This window comes from Lentzea rhizosphaerae, from assembly GCF_042649515.1.
Classification (GTDB): Bacteria; Actinomycetota; Actinomycetes; order Mycobacteriales; family Pseudonocardiaceae; genus Lentzea; species Lentzea aerocolonigenes.
The window spans coordinates 31,600-51,759 of sequence record NZ_JBHRZI010000008.1; the positions used below are offsets into that span (position 1 = coordinate 31,600).

Consider the following 20,160-nt stretch of genomic DNA (forward strand, 5'->3'; position numbering starts at 1 on the left):
CTCCTTTCGCCCCTTACGAGATAGTCTAAGGCGAAATTGACCGGAACATCGTTCTGCCGAATTCAGGAGAGAGCAACTCGTGAGTCGTGTTGTCGTGGCCGCCAGTCCGCTGGCGGGCCACACGTTCCCGATGATCCAGATCGCCGGCGAGCTCGTCACCGCCGGACATGACGTCACCTTCGTCGGTGGTGAGCGGTTCGCCGACCACGTCGCGCAGGTGGGCGCCACCCTCCGGCCCCTGACCGGGAAGGCCGCCTACGACGACCGCCGGATGGCCGAGTTCTTCCCGGAGCGGTTCACGCTCTCCCCCGGCCCCGAGATGCTCACCTGGGACATCTCCCACGTCTTCGGCGACGCCATCCCCGACCAGCACGCGCTGATCCAGGAGTTGCTGACCGAAGACCCGGACGCGGTGGTCGTCGCCGAGCTGATGTTCCTCGGCGGCCTGCCGTCGCTGCACGGCGCCGGTGTCCGGCCGCGTCGCTGGATCGGCGTCGGCATCTCGCCGCTCTACTACCCCAGTGACGACACCACGCCGTTCGGCCCGGCGCCGGTTGCTCCGGGTACCGAGCAGGTGGAGGCGAACCGCGCGATGAACGCCGGGCTCGCCGCCGCGCTGTCCGGTGCGGCCGAGCACCTGCAGCGAGTGGTCGAAGGCCTGGGCGCAACCGGGTTCACGATGCCGAACTACTTCGCCACGATGTACACCGAGCCGGACGACGTGCTGCAGCTGACCGTGCCGGAGTTCGAGTTCCCCCGCTCCGACCTGCCGGAGAACCTGGTGCGGTTCGTCGGGCCGCTGCCGCCGGTCGCCCCCGAGAGCTGGACCGAACCCGCCTGGTGGCCCGAGCTGGACGGCGACCGCCCGGTCGTCGTGGTGACGCAGGGCACGCTGGCCAACGACGACCTCTCCGAGCTGGTCGAGCCGACGCTGGCCGCGTTCGACGGCGAGGACGTCCTGGTGGTGGCAGCGTTAGGACGCCCGGCCGCCGCCCTGACGTGGCCCGTGCCGGCGAACGCCGTCATCGAGGAGTTCGTGCCGTTCGACCGGTTGCTGCCGCGTGCGGACGTGTTCGTCACCAACGGCGGCTACGGCGCCACGCAGCAGGCGCTCGCCGCGGGCGTTCCGGTCGTGGTGGCGGGCCAGACCGAGGACAAACCCGCGATCGCCGCGCGGGTCGGACTGCTCGGCCTCGGCATCGACCTGCGAACCCAGCGTCCGAAGCCGGAGGAGGTGGCAGGCGCCGTCCGGCAGATCCTGACGACACCGTCCTATCGGGACAGGGTCGCCGAACTGTCACGGGCGTACGAGAAGGTCGACGGTCTGCGGCTGATCACGGACGTCGTCGCGGAAGCGTTCCGGAAGTGAGACGCGGCGGGCGAGGCCACACGGTCTCGCCCGCCGCACAGCGTTCGCTGCACGGTTCAGCACTGCTGCTCCCACTCGATTTTCTCCCAGCGCCTGGCGGCGATGTCCTCGCGGGTTCCCACGGCCAGGTTCAACGTGAACAGGGTCTCGTCGACGCCGTTTCCCGCGATCTGGATCAGCAGCACGAGCCCGTCCTGATCGGGCGGCACCTGCCATTGCCTCGAGAACCCACCGATCTGCGCGACAGCGTGAGGTGCAGGTCCACTGTGGACGCTGTTCACGACCGCCTCCACGAAGCCTTCCAGAACCTCGTCGCGGTCCGGTGCGCTGTCGCCGAACGCCCTCGTCGCAGGGGCGCAGTCCCAGTCGTGGTCGATGGTCAACCCGGCCACCGCGTACAACGAGTGCGGTTCGTGGGGAACGATTTCCTGGTCGTCCATGCCTTCCGGTGGAACACGCTCTGTCGTGGGAACCCCCGCGGGAACGTGAAGCACCGCGGAGCGCTCGGGTTCGTACCGGAAGCTGGTGAAGAACACCAGACGCCCGTCCGGCGGCAGGGCGATGTCCAGACAGCCGCCGGGCAGGGACGCGCAGTCCACGGCCAACGCGAACGGTCCGGCCCCGGCCGGCCACTCGACGCCCTCCGGCAGCGAAGGCAGTCCACCTGTTCGCCCGGCAGGACGACCAGGCGACTCGACGCCGCCCGGCAGGTCCTCGTGCCGCACCAGGAGAACAGAAGGACGCAGCAGCCCGCTCAACTCCTGCGCCACGTCCAGAGGAACTCCGTGTCGCTCGGCCAGTCCTGCGATGACGCGCTCACCGACGAAGGTCACTGCGTGATCCTGCCAGTTGCGCGATCACGCGTTCACGTCTTCCCGGAACTCGCACACGAACTTCTGTCCACTTGGGACCGGCCCGATCTCGAGGCGATTCCCGCCGACAAGCTGTCGCACGGGCCCGATGCGAACCTGTTCTTGTTATCGCTAACAGCGATGCTGCCGAACAGGCAGCAGCGGATCCACTCAGACCGTTCGAGGCCGAATACCACCAGTCGGCGGAGGCCCGACCACCGAAAGATGCAACTTTCCGGAAAGAAGGTCTTGAGCTGCACGTACGGCCGCTGTTAGCGTTCACACCCCCTCGACCCCCACGATGGAGTGGACCGATGAACACTGCTGTTCCGAGGCGGTTCGTCCGCAGACTGGCTGTGGTCGCGTTGGCGGTCGCCACCGCATTCGCAGGCCTGGTGGTGGTGCCCGCGGCGCACGCGTCGCCGGCCGTGCAGTTCACGAACTCGTTGGCGGAGCAGCGGGCGGACCCGCACGTCTTCAAGCACACCGACGGCTTCTACTACTTCACCGCGACGGTGCCGGAGTACGACCGGATCGTGCTGCGCCGCGCCACCACGATCCAGGGGCTGGCGAGCGCGCCCGAGACGGTGATCTGGCGCAAGCACGCCACCGGGGAGATGGGCGCGCACATCTGGGCGCCGGAGATCCACTTCATCAACGGCAAGTGGTACGTCTACTTCACCGCCGGGCGGTCCGACGACAAGTGGCGCATCCGCATGTACGTGCTGGAGACCGCCGACCCCAACCCGCTCACCGGCACCTGGGTGGAGCGCGGGCGGATCGTCACGCCGTGGGACACGTTCTCGCTCGACGAGACCACGTTCGTGGCGAACGGCGTCCGGTACCTGAGCTGGGCGCAGGCCGAGCCCGGCGGCGACTCCAGCATCTACCTCGCGCGGATGGGCGCCGACCCGTGGACGATCACCGGGACGGTCACGAAGCTGACCTCGCCGACGTTGGCCTGGGAAACCCGCAGGAACAGGGTCAACGAGGGACCGGCGGTGATCCAGCGCGACGGCCGGATCTTCCTGACCTACTCCGCCAGCGCCACCGACGCGAACTACTGCCTCGGCATGCTTTCCGCGTCGTCGACGGCCGACCTGCTCAACCCGTCGTCGTGGACCAAGAGTCAGAACCCGGTGTTCGCCAGCAACTCCGCGACGAGCCAGTACGGCCCCGGCCACAACTCGTTCACGGTGTCCGAGGACGGGCAGAGCGACATCCTCGTCTACCACGACCGCAGCTACCGCGACATCGTCGGCGATCCACTCCTCAACCCCGACCGCCGCACCCGCGTGCAGAAGATCTACTGGAACGCCGACGGCACACCGAACTTCGGCATCCCGGTCGCCGACGGCGTCACCCCGGTGCGGCTCAAGTCGTACAACTTCCCGGACCGGTTCGTGCGGCACTGGGAGTACCGGGCCAGGGTCGAGGCCGGTGTCAACCCGTTGGCGGACTCGCAGTTCCGGATCGTGACCGGCCTCAACGGCTCCGGCACGGTGTCGCTGGAGTCGACCAACTTCCCTGGCTACTACCTGCGGCACCGCAACTACGAGTTCTGGGTCGAGCGCAACGACGGCAGCGCGCTGTTCCGCAACGACGCCAGCTTCTTCCAGCGCGCGGGTCTGGCCGACAGTTCGGCGGTGTCGTTCGAGTCGCAGAACTTCCCCGGCCGCTACCTGCGCCACAACGGCACCACCGTCAACCTGACCACCGCGACCGACGCGGTCGCCCGCGCCGACTCCACGTTCGTCCTGGAGTGACGCTTCACCTGTCGTAGCCGAACCTCGGTGGCCGGGCGGTGGTCAGCCCGGCCACCGCCCGGCCACCGCCGCTCCACTCGACCGTGGAGCCGATCGCGCCTGTCCCCGTGTCGTGCAACGCGGCCGTGCGAGCCCGCACGAGTCCGAACCCTGTGGCACCCCGGAGTGATCATGATGTCTTCCCGGCCCCGTCCAGCCTCGCGGCGTCTGCTGTCGCTCGTCGCGAGCTTCTTCCTGGCGCTGTCGTCAGTCCTGATCGGCCAGGGTGTCGCGGTCGCGGCGCCCGGCCCGTCGTTCGTCAACCCCGTCGTGCCTCTGCCGAACAGCGCGGACCCCACGCTGGTCACCTACAACGGCGCGTACTACTACGTGGCGACGACGTGGACGTCCGACATCGTGATGCGCAAGTCGACCACGATCGCCGCCCTGCGCAGCGCTCCGGAGCAGCGGGTCTTCACGGCGACCCAGAACGACGGCTGCTGCACGATGTGGGCGCCACACCTGGAGCAGATCAACAACCGTTGGTACATCTACTACTCGGTGCAGCCCAAGGCGGGGTTCGGCGAGCGCCGCACGCACGTCCTGGAGAGCGCGGGCAGTGACCCGTTGGGGCCGTACACCTACCGCGGCATCCTCAACCTGATGCCCAACGGCGGTTGGGCGATCGACGGCGCGGTGCTCAAGCTCAACGGCGCCAACTACTTCCACTTCTCCGCGTTCGGCTCGGACGGCCTGCAGTCGCTGTTCATCGCGCCGATGGACACGCCGTGGTCCGTCTCGGCGTTCGGCACCCGCATCTCCGCGCCCACGCTGGCCTGGGAGCGGCAGGAGGGCAACGTCAACGAGGGGTCGTTCGCGTTGCAGCGCAACGGCCGCACGTTCCTGACGTACTCGGCCAGCGCGTGCTGGGGCCCCAACTACAAGCTGGGCATGCTGGAGTACACGGGCGGCGATCCGCTGGCGGCGAGCTCCTGGTCGAAGTTCCAGAGCCCGATCTTCGAGCGCAACGACGCGAACGGAGTTTTCGGCCCCGGCCACCACTCGTTCTTCACCTCGCCGGACGGCGCCGAGACGTGGATCGCCTACCACGCCAACGACTCGGCGTCGCAGGGCTGCGGCACGACCCGCACCACCCGCGTCCAGAAGATCTCGTGGAACGCCGACGGCACGCCGAACCTGGGCACCCCGGTCTCCACCTCCACCGTGCTGCAAGGCCCCTCGGGTGAGACCGGCGGTCCGGTGGCGCGCGTGCACATCAAGAACCGGCACAGCGCGTTGTGCCTGGACGACTACAACTTCGGTCTCAAGCCCGGCGCCGAGGTCCGGCAGTGGACCTGCAACACCGCGGCCGTGCAGGACTGGTACCTCACGCCGAAGGGCGACGGCTACTACGAGATCTTCAACGGCTACAACGGATTGTGCTTGGACAACAAGGACTTCGCGACCGCACCGGGCTCACCGGTGCAGCAGTACACGTGCAACGGCCTCGCGGTCCAGCAGTGGCGGCTGACCACCACCAACGGCCGCACCACGCTGGTCAACAAGCACAGCGGCCTGTGCCTGGACAACTACAACTGGGGCACCCAGCCCGGCGCCGAGATCCGCCAGTGGACCTGCAACGGCCTGGCCGTCCAGCAGTGGGACCTCGCCTGACGCGGACACGCCGGCACGGATCGCGAGAGGAAACAACCATGGTACGACTCGTTCGGCCGGTACTCTGCTGGCTCGCGGCGGCGATGTTCGCCGCGGGCACCGGTGCCGCCCCGGCGCAGGCCCAGGCGGCCGACGCCGCCTACGTGATGGGGTACTTCAAGGAGTCCCAGAACGGCTCTGGCAACGTCAACGCCGTCCACCTCGCCGTCAGCGACGACGGTCTGGAGTGGACTCCGCTCAACGACAACAACGCCGTCCTCACACCGACCGCGGGCACCAAGGGCATCCGCGACCCGTTCATCACCCGGCTCAACAACGGCACGTGGGTCGTGCTCGCGACCGACATCCCGGTGGGCGGCTCGTTCACCAAGCCCAACCAGAACATCCACGTCTGGACCTCGCCCGATCTGGTGACCTGGTCGGCCGACCGGCTGCTCAACGTCAACTCGACCAACACCACCTCCTTCAGCTGGGCGCCCGCGCTCCACTGGGACCCCTCGCGCAACGCCTACGGCATCACGTTCTCCACTGTCCCCCCAGGCGGCTCGCACGCGGTGATCTCCGTCGCCTACACCACCGATTTCGTCACCGCGACCACGCCGGTCGTGTTCTTCGACCCCGGCACGTCCGTCATCGACTCCCACGTGATCACCAACGTCAACGGGATGAACTACCTGTACTACCGCAACGACGCGACGACCGGGATCATCGGCGCCCGCTCGACGTCGCTGCAGCCGGGCAGCTTCACCCGCTACAGCGGCGCGATCGGCGACAACCGGTGCACCGAGGCGCCGACGCTGGTCAAGTCGCTGACCGCGGACAAGTGGTGGCTGTGGGCCGACACCTACTGCCCCAACGCCAAGTTCGACCTGTGGGAGGGCGACCTCACCGCGGCGACGTGGACCAAGGTCGGCCGCCAGTCCTACACCGCGCCGTTGAACGGCAAGCACAACACGATCCACCCGATCACCGCGGCCGACCGCGACCGCCTGCTCGCCCGCTACGGCGGCACGAGCTGGAACCGGGTCAAGTCGCTCAACTTCCCCGGCCGCTACGTCCGGCACGCGGACTCCGTCGGCCGCATCGACGAGCTGCCGTTCGAGCCGTACCAGGACTCGCAGTGGCGGCTGCGGGCCGGCCTGTCCGACCCGAACGCGGTGTCGTTCGAGTCGGTCAACAAGCCCGGCTACTTCCTGCGGCACCAGGGTTTCGAGGTCAAGCTCATGCAGAACGACGGGACCTCGCTCTTCGCCGCCGACGCCACGTTCACACGGGTCGCCGGCCTCGCTGATGCCACCTGGTCGTCGTTCCGCTCGGTCAACTACCCGACCCGCTACCTGCGGCACTCGGCCTACGTGCTGCGCATCGACGAGATCACGACCGCGACCGGCCGTGCCGACGCGACCTTCCGCGTCGTGTACTGACACCTGCGGACAGGCATCACCACGAGCGCCCGTCAGCGCTGCCGCCGTCCGGTGGCAGCGCTGACGGGCAGTGGGACCAAGCGGAGCCGATTGAGACGCGATCTGGCGTGGAAGCGCTTACATGCTAGCTTCGAGTGAGAGTGAATCACTCGAAACGGAGCAGCCTATGCCGGCTCTTTGGGGTGTCTCGTTCGATGCCGCGGCCATGTCCGGCGTGGTGGTCGAGTTTCTCAAAACCGCCAGATCCTTCGCTGACCAGGGCTATCGCGTTCATCTCGACCTCGGGTACGACATCAAGGCCGACAAAGGAAGATTCTTCGAACCGTACCGGAACGAACGCGTGCCGGACTGGGTCACGCTCGACCGCGTTGACGGAATTGCGCGAATTGCGGGATACGACCAGGAATTCGTTGCGGCGACGTTGGAAGCCGTGCGCCGCGACGATGTGCCCGAGACTGATCGCATCGCCGAAGAACTCGCCGATGCGATCGTGCGCACCTGGGAGGACCGCGGTGTCGCGCTCGTCGTGGTCGAGAACGGCACGTTGCCGGAGAACGTCGCCTACACGAAAGCGCTCTACCTGGCGATCGCCAGGTACGGTGCGGCGCACGATCTCGGCCGCTACGTGCTGTGGCGCGACCACGACCTGATGTGGCAGAGCGAGCCGGCCAAGTACGGCAGCTTTCCTTACCCCGCAACGCCTGCGATGGTGAACTCGCCGCACATCCACTACTTCGCGTTGCACGAGGACGCGAGACGGCGCACGCTGGAGTGGATGCCGCACCTGCGCAACCTCGACCTGCTGCCGAACACCTTCACCGAACCGAGCCGCCCGGGCCGGCCTGATTTCCTCGCCCACCACGGCATCGCGCCGGGCACCAAGATCATCGCCAGGTTCACGAGGATCATCCCGCAGAAGCGTGTCGATCGCGACCTGCACCTGGCGGCCCAGCTGCCGGGCACCTGCCTGTTCATCGCCGGCGACACCGATGAGGATCCGGCCGAGACCAGGAAACTCCGCGCGCTCGCCGAAGAGCTTCGGGTGCCTGTCGTCTTCGGGGGCGTGCTGGAGCCGTGCGAGTCGGCCGGTCCGGGGTTCTCGGTGCGCGACCTGCTGGCGCACGCCGACGTCGTGTCGTTCCTGACGTCGTACGACTACGAGAGTTTCGGCAATCCCATCGGCGAGGCGATCGCGGCCGGCGTGCCGTACATCACGAGCCGTTATTCCTTGTACGACACGGTTTACGCGGGCTACGAGGCGCCGGTGCTCGACATCCTGTCCCACGACCTGCCGACGCCCGAGTTCGTCCGGCAGGTCCACGAACTCATGACGAACGCGGAGAGGAGGGCGGACGTGGTGGCGCACAACAGGCGGGTCGGCACGCACAGCCGCGAGGCCGCGAACGACCTCGTGGGCAGGTTGTTCCCGCCCGCGATGGGGGCCGGCGTCCGGCTCAGCGTGGTGCTGCCGGTGTTCGACGAGGCCGCGAACATCGAGGACGTGCTGCTGTCCCTGCGCGACCAGCAGGACATCGATCCCGGCAGCTACGAGATCGTGCTGGTGGACAACAACTCCACGGACGGCACGGTCGAGATCGCGCGCAGGTTCGCCGAGAGCTCGCCGGTCGCCGTCCACGTGATCAGCGAACGCGAGCAGGGGGTGGCGTGTGCGCGCAGAGCCGGCATGGAGTTCGCGGTGCGCAGAAGCCGCAACCGCAAGGACCCCGGCGAGCGCTTCTACCTCGTGTCGGCCGACGCGGACTGCCGGGTCGACAGCCGTTGGCTCACCGAACTTCTCGCGGTGATGGAGAGGGACAAGGCCGCTATCGGTGTGTGCGACTACTACTACAACGCCGAGCACTTCGTTGGTAGGCCTCGACTTTGGGACGCCATCCAGCGCACGTTGCGGTGCCGCGCGGTGACCTTCTCGTTGTTCGGCGGGTTTCCCGACGGCAAGGGCTTCGCGGTCGAGCGCGAAGCCTACGAGGACGTCGGTGGCATCGAGATCTTCTACCAGCTGCGGAACGGGAGGTTCGTCAACCACCTGTCCGACGACTGGGACTTCGGCATCAGGGTCGCGAGCTCCGGTCACGACATCACCTACGCTCCGCAATCGCGGGTCGAGATCAACCCGCGGCGCGTGAACCACGCGATCGACGAGGTCATCTCCGGCCGCGCGTACGGCAACGACGGCATCATCGTCATGCGGGACATCAGGCCGGAGGCACCGCCGACGACCGTCGACCTCACCGAGGCCGAGGCGCTGCAGGCCTGGGAGTTCTCGATCAAGGACTTCACCCCGAAGAACACGATCCTCCCGGTCCTGCTGACTCCGTCCCTGCTGGACGAGGACGCCGTGGTCGCGTTCTTCGGCGCGGACCTGGCGGCCGGGCTGCGCACGCGGATCGCGGAGATCAAGGCCGAGATGCGCGTCGTCGACTTCCTGCCCATCCACTCCTACAAGACGCCGTCGTACCGGCTGTACCTGGAGTTCCGCGACGAGATCTTCGCGCGGCTGCGCGCCACCGTCGGCGACGACATCGGCTACCCGCCGCCGCTGCCGGAGTGCTTCGACGCGGTGCCGGAGGACAGGTTCGCCGAGTTCGTGAAGTACTACTGCGAGGATCGCGAGTCCGGGGAGGCACACAACTACTTCGGCAACGGAGGCGTGTTCTGATGGACAGTGTTCTGACGCACGAAGAACCGAGGGTGTGGGCGGCTCTGCAGGACCCCGCCAACGCGCACCTGCTCGACTACGTCACCGAGGACCCGTTCGGGGCGCACGTGTTTCCCGGCAACGTCCCCGGCTACGGCGTCGACGACTTCCTCACCGACCTGAGCGACCAGCTCACCGGAACGGCACCGATCCACCTCTGGTCGTACATCCCGACGTGCGCCTACAAGTGCCGCTTCTGCCAATACCCGGTCGTGCTCGTCAAAGGCGGCCGCGCCGAGGAGAAGCTGTCGCAGTGGGTGGACTGGAACATCAGGGAGGCCGAGCTCTGGCTGCGGCGGGTGCCGGAGCTGAAGGACGCCCCGGTCGGTGAGTTCAACGTCTTCGGCGGCACGCCGTCGTTGTTGCCGGAGAAGGACATCCGCCGGCTCCTCGGCTTCTACCGGGAGAACTTCGGGTTCACGGCGGACACGACGATCCGCTTCGAGGGCGATCCGAGCACGTTCACCCCGGCGAAGCTGGAAGCGTTGCGGGAACTGGGCTGCACCAAGCTTTCCAGCGGCGTGCAGTCGTTCGACGACGACGTCCTGCGGGAGTGCGGGCGCGAGCACACGGCGCAGATGTGCGTCGACTTCGTGCGCAACGCCCAGATCGCGGGCTTCGAGTGGGTCAGCATCGACCTGATGTACGGCCTGCTGGACCAGACCGTCGACAGCGTCAAGCGCGATCTCGACGTGGTGCTGGAGAACGAGATCACCGCCGTGGTGTGCACCAAACTGCACCTGAAGTCCTACGCCGAGACCAGGACCGGCGTGGCCGGGGAACAACCCGCACCGTGGCAGCTGCCGCGGTACCGCGAGAAGCTCGTGCGCGACGGGCACTTCTGGCCGTCGCTGCGGCAGCAGTACCGGATGCGCGAGGTGCTGACCGACGGCCTGCGCGCCGCCGGCTACACCGAGCACCCCACGATGTACTTCGCCCGTGACGGCCTCGGCCCGGAGAAGTGGAAGTCCATCATGGTGGACCAGGACAAGCAGGAGGCCGAGGTGGCGATCGGCCTGGGCGGCAGTTCCAGCTGCCGCGCCTCCGAGGCGATCACCGACGTGAACTGGAAGAACTACGCCCAGGCCGTCGAGGCGGGCCGCGTGCCGCTCGGTTCGGCAACCGGATTCGACGCCACCGCACAGGAGGCGAGGGCGGTCAAGATGGCGCTGTCGACCTTGCAGCCGGTGCGTTCGGATCTGCACCGCGCCCGGTACGGCAGGTCGCTGCACGACAGCCCGTGGCGCGAGAAGTTCGGCTCCCTGGCCGAACGCGGTCTCGTCTCGGTCGACCCCGGCGGAGTCTCGCTGACCGAGGACGGCGAGGTCCTGGTGGAAGCGATCATCAACACGGAACTCTGACACCATGACCCGCACACTGCTCGCGGTGCACGCCCATCCCGACGACGAGTCGACGTCCACCGGCGGCATCCTGGCCCACTACGCCGCGCTCGGCACCCGAATCGTCCTCGTGACCTGCACGAACGGCGAGCTCGGCGACGCACCGGACGGCGCCAAGCCGTTCACCCCCATCCACGACCCCGCACGGGTCGCGTCGCACCGGCTAGGCGAGCTGCAGGCAGCGTGCCGCGTCCTCGGCGTGACAGACGTCGAACTGCTCGGGTACCACGACTCGGGCATCGCGGCGTGGGAGAAGCCGCGCGGCGCCTTCGTGGACGTACCGGTGTCCGTGTCCGCCGATCGGGTGGCACGGCTGATCGAGCACTACGAGCCGCAGGTAGTGGTGACCTACGACGCCGAGAACACGGCGCAGCACCGGGACCACCTGCACGCCGCACGGGTCGCTTCGGCGGCGTTCGACCTGTCCGGAGTGGCGGCCAAGCTCTACTTCAAGGCACACGGCCGGGCGTACTGGGAACGCGTGATCCGGGTAGCCGCCTCGGTCGGAATCCACCGGGACGCGCCCACCGGACTCGATGACGTCGACCGGCGCATCACCACCAGCATCGACACCCGCGCGGTCGTCGACCGGAAGCGCGCCGCGCTGCACTGCCACGCCTCCCAGCTCGACACTTCGATCGCGGGCAGGCTGCCACCAGTGGAGTTCGCCGAGGCTTTCGGCGTCGAGGACTACATCCGGGCACGGGACACCACTGGGTCACCTGTCCCGGAAACCGACCTCTTCGCGGGGCTCGGGTAGCACGGGGCGACACGCTGACCGCAGGTGAGGAATCAGGCGTCGATGATCACGCGCCACGCGGAAACCCAATCCGACCAGGAAGCCGACGAGTTCGTACAACTCCGGCGGCAGCGGCGTGACCCGGTGCTCGTCCTGTCCTTCGCGGTCTTCTCGACCACCCTCGGGACAGGAGCGGGCGCCGTGTAGCCGACCGCACACCCGAGTCGAGCAGGTAGGCATGCGCCATCTCGGTGATCCGCTCCCGGAAGAACACCGCGGCCTCGTCCACCGTCCGCTGCTCGAACGGCACTTCGTCGCGCAGGGCTGCCCACTCACCGGCAGTGGTCCAGTCGCTCATGCCGTCGATGAGGAGACGCACTTTCCAGCCGCCGTACCGGCGGTTGATGTCGAGGTGCGCGTGGACGCTGCTGTTGGGCGTCGGGCAACTGCTTTGACCCGCAGTTCAGCGGCCCTGAACGAGCGCGTACGACGATCACGGCGCAGGTGAGTACTTGGTACCTCTGGGAGTAAGCGCCATGACTCATCTGTCAGCTCCGAACGCACGCTCATGGCTCCCCTCGACCGCGCGGCACGCAGCTCCGGCCTTGTCGAGTTGGGGACAGTCGAGCCGGAACCCGCTGGATATGATCCGGACGTGCTCAGGACTCGTCTTGATCTCGACCGGATCCAGGCTGCCCGCCGTGTGATCGACCCCGTGTACCTGAACACCCCGATGTACCGGTGCGATGCGCTGGGACGCCGGCTCGGCTGCACCGTGAGCATCAAGCTGGAAACGGCGAACCCCGTGCGCAGCTTCAAGGGCAGGGGCACCGAGCTCGTCACCGGCCTGCTGGCCGAGCAGGGCCGGACTGCCGTGGTGTGCGCCAGCGCCGGCAATCTCGGTCAGGCGCTTGCGTGGTCAGGTCGCCGTCGTGGCCTCGACGTGACGGTGGTGGCGTCTGTGCGGGCACCTGTCGCCAAGCTCGATCGGATCCGCGCGCTGGGCGCGGAACTGGAGCTGGTGGACGGCGACATCGAACTGGCCCGCGAGCGAGCGGTGCGGATCGCGCAGGAGCGCGGCATCCGGCTGCTCGAGGACAGCCTCGACATCGAGACCTGTGAGGGCGCGGCGACGATCGGCCTCGAGCTGACGAGCGGGGAAACCACGTTCGACGCTGTTCTGACAGCTCTGGGTGGCGGTGCGATGGCCACCGGCGTGGGCTACGTCGTGAAGACCTTGGCACCTGGCGCCGAGGTGATCTGCGTGCAGCCCACGGGCGCGCCGGCGTTGACCCGCTCCTGGCACGAACGCCGCGTCATCACCACCGAATCGGCCGACACCATCGCCGACGGTGTCGCCGGACGGTTCCCCATCCCCGAGGTCCTGGACGACCTCCTCGCGGTGGCCGACGACGCCGTCCTCGTCCGCGAGTCCTCGATCATCACCGGCATGCAGCTGCTGCTGGAGCACACAGGCCTGATCGTCGAACCCTCAGCCGCACTCGGCGTCGCTGCCGTCCTGGAAGACCGCGACCGTTTCGCCGGCCGTCACATCGTCACCGTGATCTGCGGCAGCAACGTCGACCTCGATGCCTATCACCGCTGGGTTCGTCGATAGCTGCACCGACGCACCTACATGCCGAACAGCGGACGTTCTGGGCGCAGCGCGCCAACACCGACGCACTTGCCGCGCGGTCTGCGAGCACCCTCGTGATCAGCTCAGCCGCTCTGCGCGTGGTCTCGTTCGCTCGCCTCAGCCAGGTCGGGAAGTCCGGCAGCGAACGCGATGAGGCGACGTTGATGGTGCTCGACGGGGGCGGTGGAGAGCAGGTCCGTGATGCGCCGCTGCTGCGTGGCGGTCGGCCGCGAGTACATCGGCAGGTCGCGCTGACGGCCCATGCCGGCCAGCCGCGCGTCGGAGTCGTGGAGGAGCTCGAGATCAGCGATGACTGCTTCCCACCCGCCGCGGCGGCGGTGGATCCACCAGGCCCGCCGGCGAAGTTCCGGGTCCTCGGCCGCCTTGAGCGGGGCCAGTTCGGTGAGGGTCCACATCCCAGGGCTGCCGATGAGGACCTCGGCGGCCAGGCGAGCCACTCGCGAGTGGTCACCGGCCACCGACCGGAGCAACAACGGGATGTCTTCGGCGGTGGCACGGCCCCGCAGCAACGACAGGCCGACTTTCCGCAGCGGAAGCTCCGTGCTGCGGACGAGGGCGACGACCTCCTGGCGTTCGATGGCGGTGCCGGTCTCGGCGAGGCCGATGTAGGCGCGAGCGCGCACGATCGGCGTGGCGGTGGAACGCGCGGACGTGGCATAGACGACGGCCGGATCGTGTCCCATTTCCTGCCAGCGACGACGAGCCCACAGACGGGTGAGCACAGAGGAGTCGAGCAGAAGCCGCTCCACGTCGGCCGGGTCGAGCTGCGCGGCCGTCAGCTTCACCAAGGCCAGGGTGCGGCTCTCGGCGGACCGGTCTCGAAGCAGCACCCTGGCGATCACATCAGGAGTCGCCGAGTCGGCGATGACCTCGATGAGCCGCCGACGGACCACCTGGTCCCTCTCTCCGGGCAGCAGCACGATCGCGTCCGGCAGCCCGAGCAGTCCGGAGTCGAAGCTGTGCAGGAAAGCGGCGCGCCGCAGGTCGTGGTCCGCGGAATTCCTCAACCGGGCCCACACGTTCGCCTCACCGTGCTCGGTGACCAGTGCGTGCAGGTACAGCGCCAGGACCTCGGAGCCCCGGCCGCGCTGCTCGATCCGGTGCAACAGCGGCACCACGCGGTCGGCGTGATCCAACGTCTGTCGTCGCAGCACCTCACGCACAGCGACCTCGCGGATCACCCCGACGTGGTCACTGACCCGGACTGCCAGCGCACGATCGCTCAACGCATCGAGCGAGGTGATCAACGACCGAACGGCGCGCTCACGCACGTGTCCGTCCGGGTGCATGCTGGCCAGCACCGCGACGACAGGCACCGGACTCGCCAGAACCTCGCTCGTCCACTTCTCCGACTTTCCCAGCGCCGGCCCCTCGTAGCGGAACTGGCGAGCATCGTGGTCGATCCGCAGCAACTCACGTGCGGTCACCGAGGTGAGCCAGGACGCGGTCTGGTCCAGAACGAACCGGTCGCCCTGAAAGGCCGCTGCGGCACTCTCACCCAGGCGGCTGTGGATCTGCGGCGGATTCAGCATGCAGCCGATTCTGGCGGCTGCACGTCCAACGGTCATGTCAAATGAACCGGCCGCGGCCGTACGAGGCCGACTGAGCAACGTCGTGTCATGCCGCTGATCGTGCTGCTTGAGTGCGCCCATACCGACGTCAGCGCAATCCGGTTCCTACCGGCCGACCGCGACCGGCTGGAGCAGCTGGTTGCGCGCGAGGATCGCTTCCTGAGTGGGTGGCACGAGAAGCGCACCACCACCTTCGACCGTGCCCTGAGCGAAGTCGACATAGGGCCGTTGGCGGGCCTCGTACCGCGGGAACGCCGTGACGTGGTCACCACCCGATCGCTCCAGTTCCTCGGCGAGGAACTGGGCTCCCGTCAGCGCCAGGGACGTGCCCCGGCCCGCGAGAGGGGACGCGCAGTGGGCGGCGTCGCCCACGAGCGCGACCCGGCCCCGGTGCCAGGTCGGCAGGTGGATCTGGCTGACCGAGTCGAAGTAGAGGTCGGGATCGGCGCGCACCGCGTCGAGGATCGCCGGGACCCTCCACGAGCGACATCCGGCGAACTGGTCGAGCAGGATCCGCTTCTGCGCTTCGACGTCGCGGTAGTCGTAGTCGAAGGGATCGGAAGCGAACATCAGCAGGCCGATCGCCCGGTCCTTGAACCGGGCGATGCCGGCCAGGTGCCCCGGACAGCTGAACATCGGGTTGATCCGCTCGGCTTGGGCGTCGACCTCACCGGGCATGTCGGTGATGGCGGTGTAGAGGCCGAGGTGCCGGATCCAGTTCTGCTCCGGACCGAACACGAGCCGCCGCACCGCCGAGTGCATGCCGTCGGCGCCCAGGACGAGGTCGAAACTCTCCGAACCGCCGGAGGCGAAGCGGACGTCCACCCGGCCGTCGTTGTCCGCGATCGTGGTCACCGACTCGCTCAGCCGCAGGTCCACGACGTCCGGCAGCGCGTCCGCCAGGATTCGGGACAGGTCCTCGCGGGCGATCTCGATGTCGGCGGGCGAGTCGCCGATGTCGGCGGGCAACCGGCCGACGGCGGTGCCGTTCTCGTCGACGAAGTGCACCTGCTCGGTCATGCGGATCCGCGCGTCGCGGATCGCGGGCAGGATGCCCATCTTCGCGGCGACCTCGATCGCATCGCCGCGGACGTCGATGGGCGAACCGTTGCCGCGCAGCCGGTCAGCGCGCTCGACGATCGTGACCTGATGCCCGCGCACCCCGAGGACACGCCCGAGTGAAAGGCCGGCGACGCCCGCGCCGGAGACGAGGATCTTCATGCGTTTCTCCACAACAGTGATGACGAGCGGGACTTATCGCGACGGGTGGGCGAGCACGAACTCGCGGAGCAGTCGGGCGGTCTCCTGGGCGAACTCCACCGTGATCCCGTGGCGTGCGCCTGGAACCACCTCCAGCCTCGCCCCCGGGATCGCGTCCGCGATCTTCCGTCCGACCTCGGGCGTGGCCGCGGGATCGTCCTCGCCGTAGACGAGCAGGGTCGGCGCCGTGATCGCGGACAGGCGGCCGGTGAGGTCGAAGCCCGCAACCGCGGCCAGTCGCCGGGCGTCCGCCTCCGGTGAGCGGTGGACCAGCACCGCCCGGAGTTTCGCCACCACATCCTCGTCCGCCTGCCCGCGTTCGGACAGGGCGAAGGCGAGCATCCGGGCGTCGCGCTGCGCCGGCGACAGCGCGACGATCTCGGACGCCACAGGTGCCTGCAGGGCCGAGGCGTCGGCGAAGGTGGCACCGACGGTCAGCGACTGCACGACGTCGGGTACCGACACCGCGACCTGCAGTGCGATGAAGCCGCCGAACGAGGATCCGAAGAGGTGCGCCCGTGCGCACCCGAGGCCCCTGATCAGCGCGGCGCAGTCCTCCGCGAGGTCGGGGATGCCGTACGGGTCTGGCGGGTTGACCGTCGCTCCGGAGTCGCGCTGGTCGTAGGCGATCGCACGGATGCCGTCGCCCAGCAAGGGCCGGAACGCGTCGTACTGGACGTGCGTGCTTTCGCCGCCGTGCAGCAGGACCAGCGGCTCGCCGACGCCGGACTCCGCGTAGGCGATCTTGATCGCACCGGCCTCGACGGTGCCGAATGACGTGGTCACACCTCAACTCCTTAAAGAGACAATTCGTCTCTTTAACTTAGCCGTGAGCCACCGGGCTGTCCACCGGGACGCGGAGGAGGTGTGAGAATCGGGGCGTGCCGGAGAACGTGCAGACCTCAGAGCCCACCGACGCCGGCGCACGACCGGCAGCGCGACCGGGCGGCCGCAACGCTCGGGTGCGGTCGCAGATCCTCGCGGCGACGATGGAGCTCGTTGCCCGCGACGGCGTGACCGGCCTGCGCTACGAGGAGATCGCCGAGCTCGCCGGCGTCAACAGGAACAGCGTCTACCGCAACTGGCCGGACCGCGCCGAGCTCGTCAAGGACGCGTTGCTGCAGTACGCGAAGGACTCCGCGCCTCTGCACGACTCCGGCGATCTCCGCCGTGATCTGGTCGACTTCCTGGTGGCGCTGGCCGAGCGGCTGTCGAGCTCGGTCGGCCGCGCCATGCTGCAGACCACCGTCGCGGCCACCGTGAACACGGATCTGACCGAGGCGATGCGGGCTGCCTACGACCAGCAGTTCGCCGCCGCCCGCCGGCGGTTCGAGAGTGCCGTCGACAAGGGAGAGATTCCGCCTGTCGACAGCTACTTCCTCACCGAGCTGCTGTCCGGGCCGGTGTACCTCTACGTCAACCGGCGGCGCCACCCGTTCACCCGCGAGGTGGCCGAGAAGATCGTCGACGTCGTCCTGGCCGGCATCCACGCCACCACGTCGTAGCGTCCCGGTCGAGCGGTCGCCTCAGCGCAGCACGAAGACGCGCAGGAGTCCCCACACCGCGGACAGCAGGAGGACGAGACCCGCCAAGCTCAGCGCCAGCCACCTCAGTTCGCGTTGCCGTTGCAGCCTGGTCGGTGCACGGATGTCGTCCAGGTGCGCGAAGACAGGTGCGAGCTGCTGCAGCAACGCCATCTCGAGGCTGGTGGCGCGATCGGTGCTGAGGCGGACCGGTTCCGCGGTCCAGTCCTCGCGGAAGTGCAGTGCTGCTCTGACCGTGTGGTCGTCGGCGTCGGGCAGCGGTGCGAGGTCGGGCAGCGGGTGCGGGAACAGGTCCGCCACGTCGGAGCGGAAGTTGTCGTACTCCCAGTTGCCGAACGGGAGCAGGACCACGACGCGGCGCGGGTCGACGGTTGCTCTGACCTGGCCGAGCTCCCAGCGCAGTCCCTCACCCCGTCCCGCACCGATGAGAACCAGCTGGGAGCGGTCGAGGAGCTCACGCACCGTCTCCCGCCAGTCGTCGCCGACGTAGACACGGGGCGCACCGGCCGGTGGAAGTGGCTCGCCGGGCCGCCCGATCGCCACCAGTGGTCCGATCCGGGCGAACGCACGGGCGAGCCGCTCCTCCTCGGTCCGGAAGTAGTCCATCGCGGTCTCACCGGTGCGCGCCAGCAGATCGTCGACCAGGAACGAGCGCAGGTAGAGCACGGGACTCCGGGAATCGGTCTGAAGCGCCGACCATCCGTCCGCCGAGGTGTTCCGCTTGAAACCGACCCAGCACCTGACGACGACATGCCTGCCGATCGGCTGGCAGATCAGGTGGGCCGCGACGAGGCCGACGAAGTAGAGGGCACCACCGCCCAGCCGATCGGTCGTGATCGCCAACGCCACCACGACCGCGAGAATCAGCACGCAACCGGCGACGGCCCAGCAGAGGTACGCCGCAGCGCGCGGCTTCGACCGGCCATCCGTTCGTTCGGGATTTTCGCTCACGTCCGCCCCCGCGGCCACTGCTCCGTGCAGCGACAATCCGGCCAAGCTGTTGGCCCAGGACACTGCAGCACTCCTGGGTGCAGAGGACGAACCTTGTCCTCTTGGGTCGCGAGAGTAGACCCGCACACGCCCCCCAGGCCGTTGTTATCAAAGGAAAAGCGGCATGAATGTGGTCAGTGCGTGGGCTCGGCCAACTGGATCGCCGTGCTCTTCGCCGTTGTCGTGTACACCGTTCTGGACGGTGGCTGCGTCGCGTGTTCACCACTGTGACCAGCCGTGGAAGGCGAAAGACCGGCTCGCGAGCGGATCGGCATGTCGCGCCGTCGATGGACCAGGCGTGGACGTCCGATCTGGTCGTGCGTACCTCGCACCGGCTGGGCGAGAAGGGCGGTTCGACGCGGGTCACCTACCGAGCGGAGTTCACCGAGGCGGCCGCGAACACCGTCAGGCTCGCGAGCGGTCCTGCTGGCCTGCACCAAACTGATGCGTGTCGGCGTGGCCGCGTCCAGGAGGCCGTCCCGTGACCTCGGGGACCGGTGGTGGTGTGGAGGATCCCGCCTCGCCACGACGGCCGCGGCAGGCGGTCAGGACGGCCGCTCCGGCCGCACTGCCCTGGTTGCCGATCAGCGGAACCCTCGTGTGCACCAACGACGAAGGGAAGATCGTTGGCGGCAACGATCGAACGGACATGCCGTTCTCCGGCGAGGCAATCGAGCGCTAGACCCGAAGACTTCCAGCTAGTGCGTTGACGCTGCTGCGAATCGCCTGGCGTGACAGAGCGCTCCTCCTCTGATTTCCCGTCGGCGGATGCGGCGGCCTGAGCTCAGCCGCTGTCATCGGCCTGTTGCGGCATCAGGCCCAGACGGTAACCGCCGCCCTCCCTGTCGCGTTCGACGTCACCGCCGCCGCACAGACACTGCCGCCGGCGGGGTCAGCAGCGGACCGCGACCCGCATCGTCCCTCTCACGGCCCCGCGCGGCGCCGGGCCGATCCCTGGAGCTGCACCGACTCCGGGAGTTGTCGGCCTGGAGGACAGCAACCCGGCCGCGTGGGACTGGCTGTTCTTTGCGGCACAGGCGCGGGAGGCGCTGTTGGTCAGGACGTCGACGACGTTCGCACCTACTTCGAGCTGGAGACCCGTGCGGGACGGCTTGTTCGGCCTGGCGCGCGAGCTGCTCGGCGTGCGCCTGCGGGGATGGCGGTCGAGGCCAACGGCGTCCCGGGCGCCCGTTCGGGTGAAGCGCCCGTCAGGGCTGGCC

At 68.4% G+C, this 20,160-nt stretch carries 18 protein-coding genes; 12 read left to right on the plus strand and 6 right to left on the minus strand.

Annotation, left to right across the window (positions count from 1 at the left end; translation table 11 throughout):
* The first annotated feature begins 79 nt into the window (after window positions 1–79).
* Window positions 80–1,369, plus strand: coding sequence for a glycosyltransferase (locus ACFOWZ_RS05390; protein ID WP_382369646.1), 1,290 nt, complete (start codon window positions 80–82; stop codon window positions 1,367–1,369).
* A gap of 56 nt (window positions 1,370–1,425) precedes the next feature.
* On the opposite strand, the gene ACFOWZ_RS05395 is transcribed toward ACFOWZ_RS05390, so the two are convergent.
* A complete protein-coding gene (locus ACFOWZ_RS05395) occupies window positions 1,426–2,202 on the minus strand; it encodes a DUF1963 domain-containing protein (protein ID WP_382369649.1) in 777 nt (258 codons plus the stop codon).
* 332 nt (window positions 2,203–2,534) lie between these two features.
* On the opposite strand from ACFOWZ_RS05395, the gene ACFOWZ_RS05400 reads away from it, so the two are divergent.
* A complete protein-coding gene (locus ACFOWZ_RS05400) occupies window positions 2,535–3,986 on the plus strand; it encodes a family 43 glycosylhydrolase (protein WP_382369652.1) in 1,452 nt (483 codons plus the stop codon).
* Window positions 3,987–3,990: 4 nt separating this feature from the next.
* Here ACFOWZ_RS05400 and ACFOWZ_RS05405 read toward each other — a convergent pair whose 3' ends face one another.
* Window positions 3,991–4,125 (minus strand): hypothetical protein, encoded by a 135-nt coding sequence (locus ACFOWZ_RS05405; protein WP_382369655.1) that lies wholly within the window; start codon window positions 4,123–4,125, stop codon window positions 3,991–3,993.
* A gap of 32 nt (window positions 4,126–4,157) precedes the next feature.
* On the opposite strand from ACFOWZ_RS05405, the gene ACFOWZ_RS05410 reads away from it, so the two are divergent.
* The 7 genes from ACFOWZ_RS05410 to ACFOWZ_RS05440 all read left to right on the plus strand — a co-directional run bounded on the left by ACFOWZ_RS05410 (window position 4,158) and on the right by ACFOWZ_RS05440 (window position 13,536).
* The gene (locus tag ACFOWZ_RS05410) at window positions 4,158–5,639 is read left to right on the plus strand and encodes a family 43 glycosylhydrolase (RefSeq protein WP_382369658.1); all 1,482 of its coding nucleotides are present in this window, start codon (window positions 4,158–4,160) and stop codon (window positions 5,637–5,639) included.
* Between the two features lie 38 nt (window positions 5,640–5,677).
* Window positions 5,678–7,063, plus strand: a complete 1,386-nt coding sequence (locus ACFOWZ_RS05415; RefSeq protein WP_382369662.1) for a glycoside hydrolase family 43 protein — start codon at window positions 5,678–5,680, stop codon at window positions 7,061–7,063.
* Between the two features lie 166 nt (window positions 7,064–7,229).
* Window positions 7,230–9,740 (plus strand): glycosyltransferase, encoded by a 2,511-nt coding sequence (locus tag ACFOWZ_RS05420; protein WP_382369665.1) that lies wholly within the window; start codon window positions 7,230–7,232, stop codon window positions 9,738–9,740.
* On the plus strand, window positions 9,740–11,140 hold the full coding sequence (locus ACFOWZ_RS05425) for a radical SAM protein (RefSeq protein WP_382369668.1): 1,401 nt from the start codon (window positions 9,740–9,742) through the stop codon (window positions 11,138–11,140). The genes ACFOWZ_RS05420 and ACFOWZ_RS05425 overlap by 1 nt, the downstream gene beginning before the upstream one ends.
* A gap of 4 nt (window positions 11,141–11,144) precedes the next feature.
* Window positions 11,145–11,939, plus strand: coding sequence for a PIG-L family deacetylase (locus ACFOWZ_RS05430; RefSeq protein ID WP_382369671.1), 795 nt, complete (start codon window positions 11,145–11,147; stop codon window positions 11,937–11,939).
* 42 nt (window positions 11,940–11,981) lie between these two features.
* On the plus strand, window positions 11,982–12,125 hold the full coding sequence (locus ACFOWZ_RS05435) for a hypothetical protein (protein WP_382369674.1): 144 nt from the start codon (window positions 11,982–11,984) through the stop codon (window positions 12,123–12,125).
* Window positions 12,126–12,573: 448 nt separating this feature from the next.
* The gene (locus tag ACFOWZ_RS05440) at window positions 12,574–13,536 is read left to right on the plus strand and encodes a threonine ammonia-lyase (RefSeq protein ID WP_382369677.1); all 963 of its coding nucleotides are present in this window, start codon (window positions 12,574–12,576) and stop codon (window positions 13,534–13,536) included.
* Between the two features lie 101 nt (window positions 13,537–13,637).
* Here ACFOWZ_RS05440 and ACFOWZ_RS05445 read toward each other — a convergent pair whose 3' ends face one another.
* The 3 genes from ACFOWZ_RS05445 to ACFOWZ_RS05455 form a co-directional block, all read right to left on the minus strand.
* The gene (locus ACFOWZ_RS05445; RefSeq protein WP_382369680.1) at window positions 13,638–15,107 is read right to left on the minus strand and encodes a hypothetical protein; all 1,470 of its coding nucleotides are present in this window, start codon (window positions 15,105–15,107) and stop codon (window positions 13,638–13,640) included.
* Window positions 15,108–15,251: 144 nt separating this feature from the next.
* A complete protein-coding gene (locus ACFOWZ_RS05450; protein WP_382369683.1) occupies window positions 15,252–16,367 on the minus strand; it encodes an FAD-dependent monooxygenase in 1,116 nt (371 codons plus the stop codon).
* Window positions 16,368–16,400: 33 nt separating this feature from the next.
* Complete coding sequence (locus tag ACFOWZ_RS05455; RefSeq protein ID WP_382369686.1) at window positions 16,401–17,192, minus strand: alpha/beta fold hydrolase; 792 nt, start codon at window positions 17,190–17,192, stop codon at window positions 16,401–16,403.
* Window positions 17,193–17,287: 95 nt separating this feature from the next.
* Here ACFOWZ_RS05455 and ACFOWZ_RS05460 point away from each other — a divergent pair, with 95 nt between their 5' ends.
* A complete protein-coding gene (locus ACFOWZ_RS05460; protein WP_382369689.1) occupies window positions 17,288–17,911 on the plus strand; it encodes a TetR/AcrR family transcriptional regulator in 624 nt (207 codons plus the stop codon).
* A gap of 21 nt (window positions 17,912–17,932) precedes the next feature.
* Here ACFOWZ_RS05460 and ACFOWZ_RS05465 read toward each other — a convergent pair whose 3' ends face one another.
* Window positions 17,933–18,901 carry a hypothetical protein gene (locus ACFOWZ_RS05465; RefSeq protein WP_382369692.1) on the minus strand — a complete coding sequence of 323 codons (969 nt, stop codon included), beginning with the start codon at window positions 18,899–18,901 and terminating at the stop codon, window positions 17,933–17,935.
* A 326-nt stretch (window positions 18,902–19,227) separates the two neighbouring features.
* On the opposite strand from ACFOWZ_RS05465, the gene ACFOWZ_RS05470 reads away from it, so the two are divergent.
* Both ACFOWZ_RS05470 and ACFOWZ_RS05475 read left to right on the plus strand, forming a co-directional pair.
* Window positions 19,228–19,425, plus strand: a complete 198-nt coding sequence (locus ACFOWZ_RS05470) for a hypothetical protein (protein WP_382369695.1) — start codon at window positions 19,228–19,230, stop codon at window positions 19,423–19,425.
* Complete coding sequence (locus ACFOWZ_RS05475) at window positions 19,422–19,622, plus strand: hypothetical protein (RefSeq protein WP_382369698.1); 201 nt, start codon at window positions 19,422–19,424, stop codon at window positions 19,620–19,622. The genes ACFOWZ_RS05470 and ACFOWZ_RS05475 overlap by 4 nt, the downstream gene beginning before the upstream one ends.
* Window positions 19,623–20,160: the final 538 nt, after the last annotated feature.

Coding starts and splice junctions, on each gene's coding strand:
- ACFOWZ_RS05415 (WP_382369662.1), top strand. CDS start 5,678: ATGGTACGACTCGTTCGGCCGGTACTCTGCTGGCTCGCGGCGGCGATG.
- ACFOWZ_RS05445 (WP_382369680.1), bottom strand. CDS start 15,107: ATGCTGAATCCGCCGCAGATCCACAGCCGCCTGGGTGAGAGTGCCGCA.
- ACFOWZ_RS05410 (WP_382369658.1), top strand. CDS start 4,158: ATGATGTCTTCCCGGCCCCGTCCAGCCTCGCGGCGTCTGCTGTCGCTC.
- ACFOWZ_RS05430 (WP_382369671.1), top strand. CDS start 11,145: ATGACCCGCACACTGCTCGCGGTGCACGCCCATCCCGACGACGAGTCG.
- ACFOWZ_RS05450 (WP_382369683.1), bottom strand. CDS start 16,367: ATGAAGATCCTCGTCTCCGGCGCGGGCGTCGCCGGCCTTTCACTCGGG.
- ACFOWZ_RS05435 (WP_382369674.1), top strand. CDS start 11,982: ATGATCACGCGCCACGCGGAAACCCAATCCGACCAGGAAGCCGACGAG.
- ACFOWZ_RS05420 (WP_382369665.1), top strand. CDS start 7,230: ATGCCGGCTCTTTGGGGTGTCTCGTTCGATGCCGCGGCCATGTCCGGC.
- ACFOWZ_RS05425 (WP_382369668.1), top strand. CDS start 9,740: ATGGACAGTGTTCTGACGCACGAAGAACCGAGGGTGTGGGCGGCTCTG.
- ACFOWZ_RS05400 (WP_382369652.1), top strand. CDS start 2,535: ATGAACACTGCTGTTCCGAGGCGGTTCGTCCGCAGACTGGCTGTGGTC.
- ACFOWZ_RS05470 (WP_382369695.1), top strand. CDS start 19,228: ATGGACCAGGCGTGGACGTCCGATCTGGTCGTGCGTACCTCGCACCGG.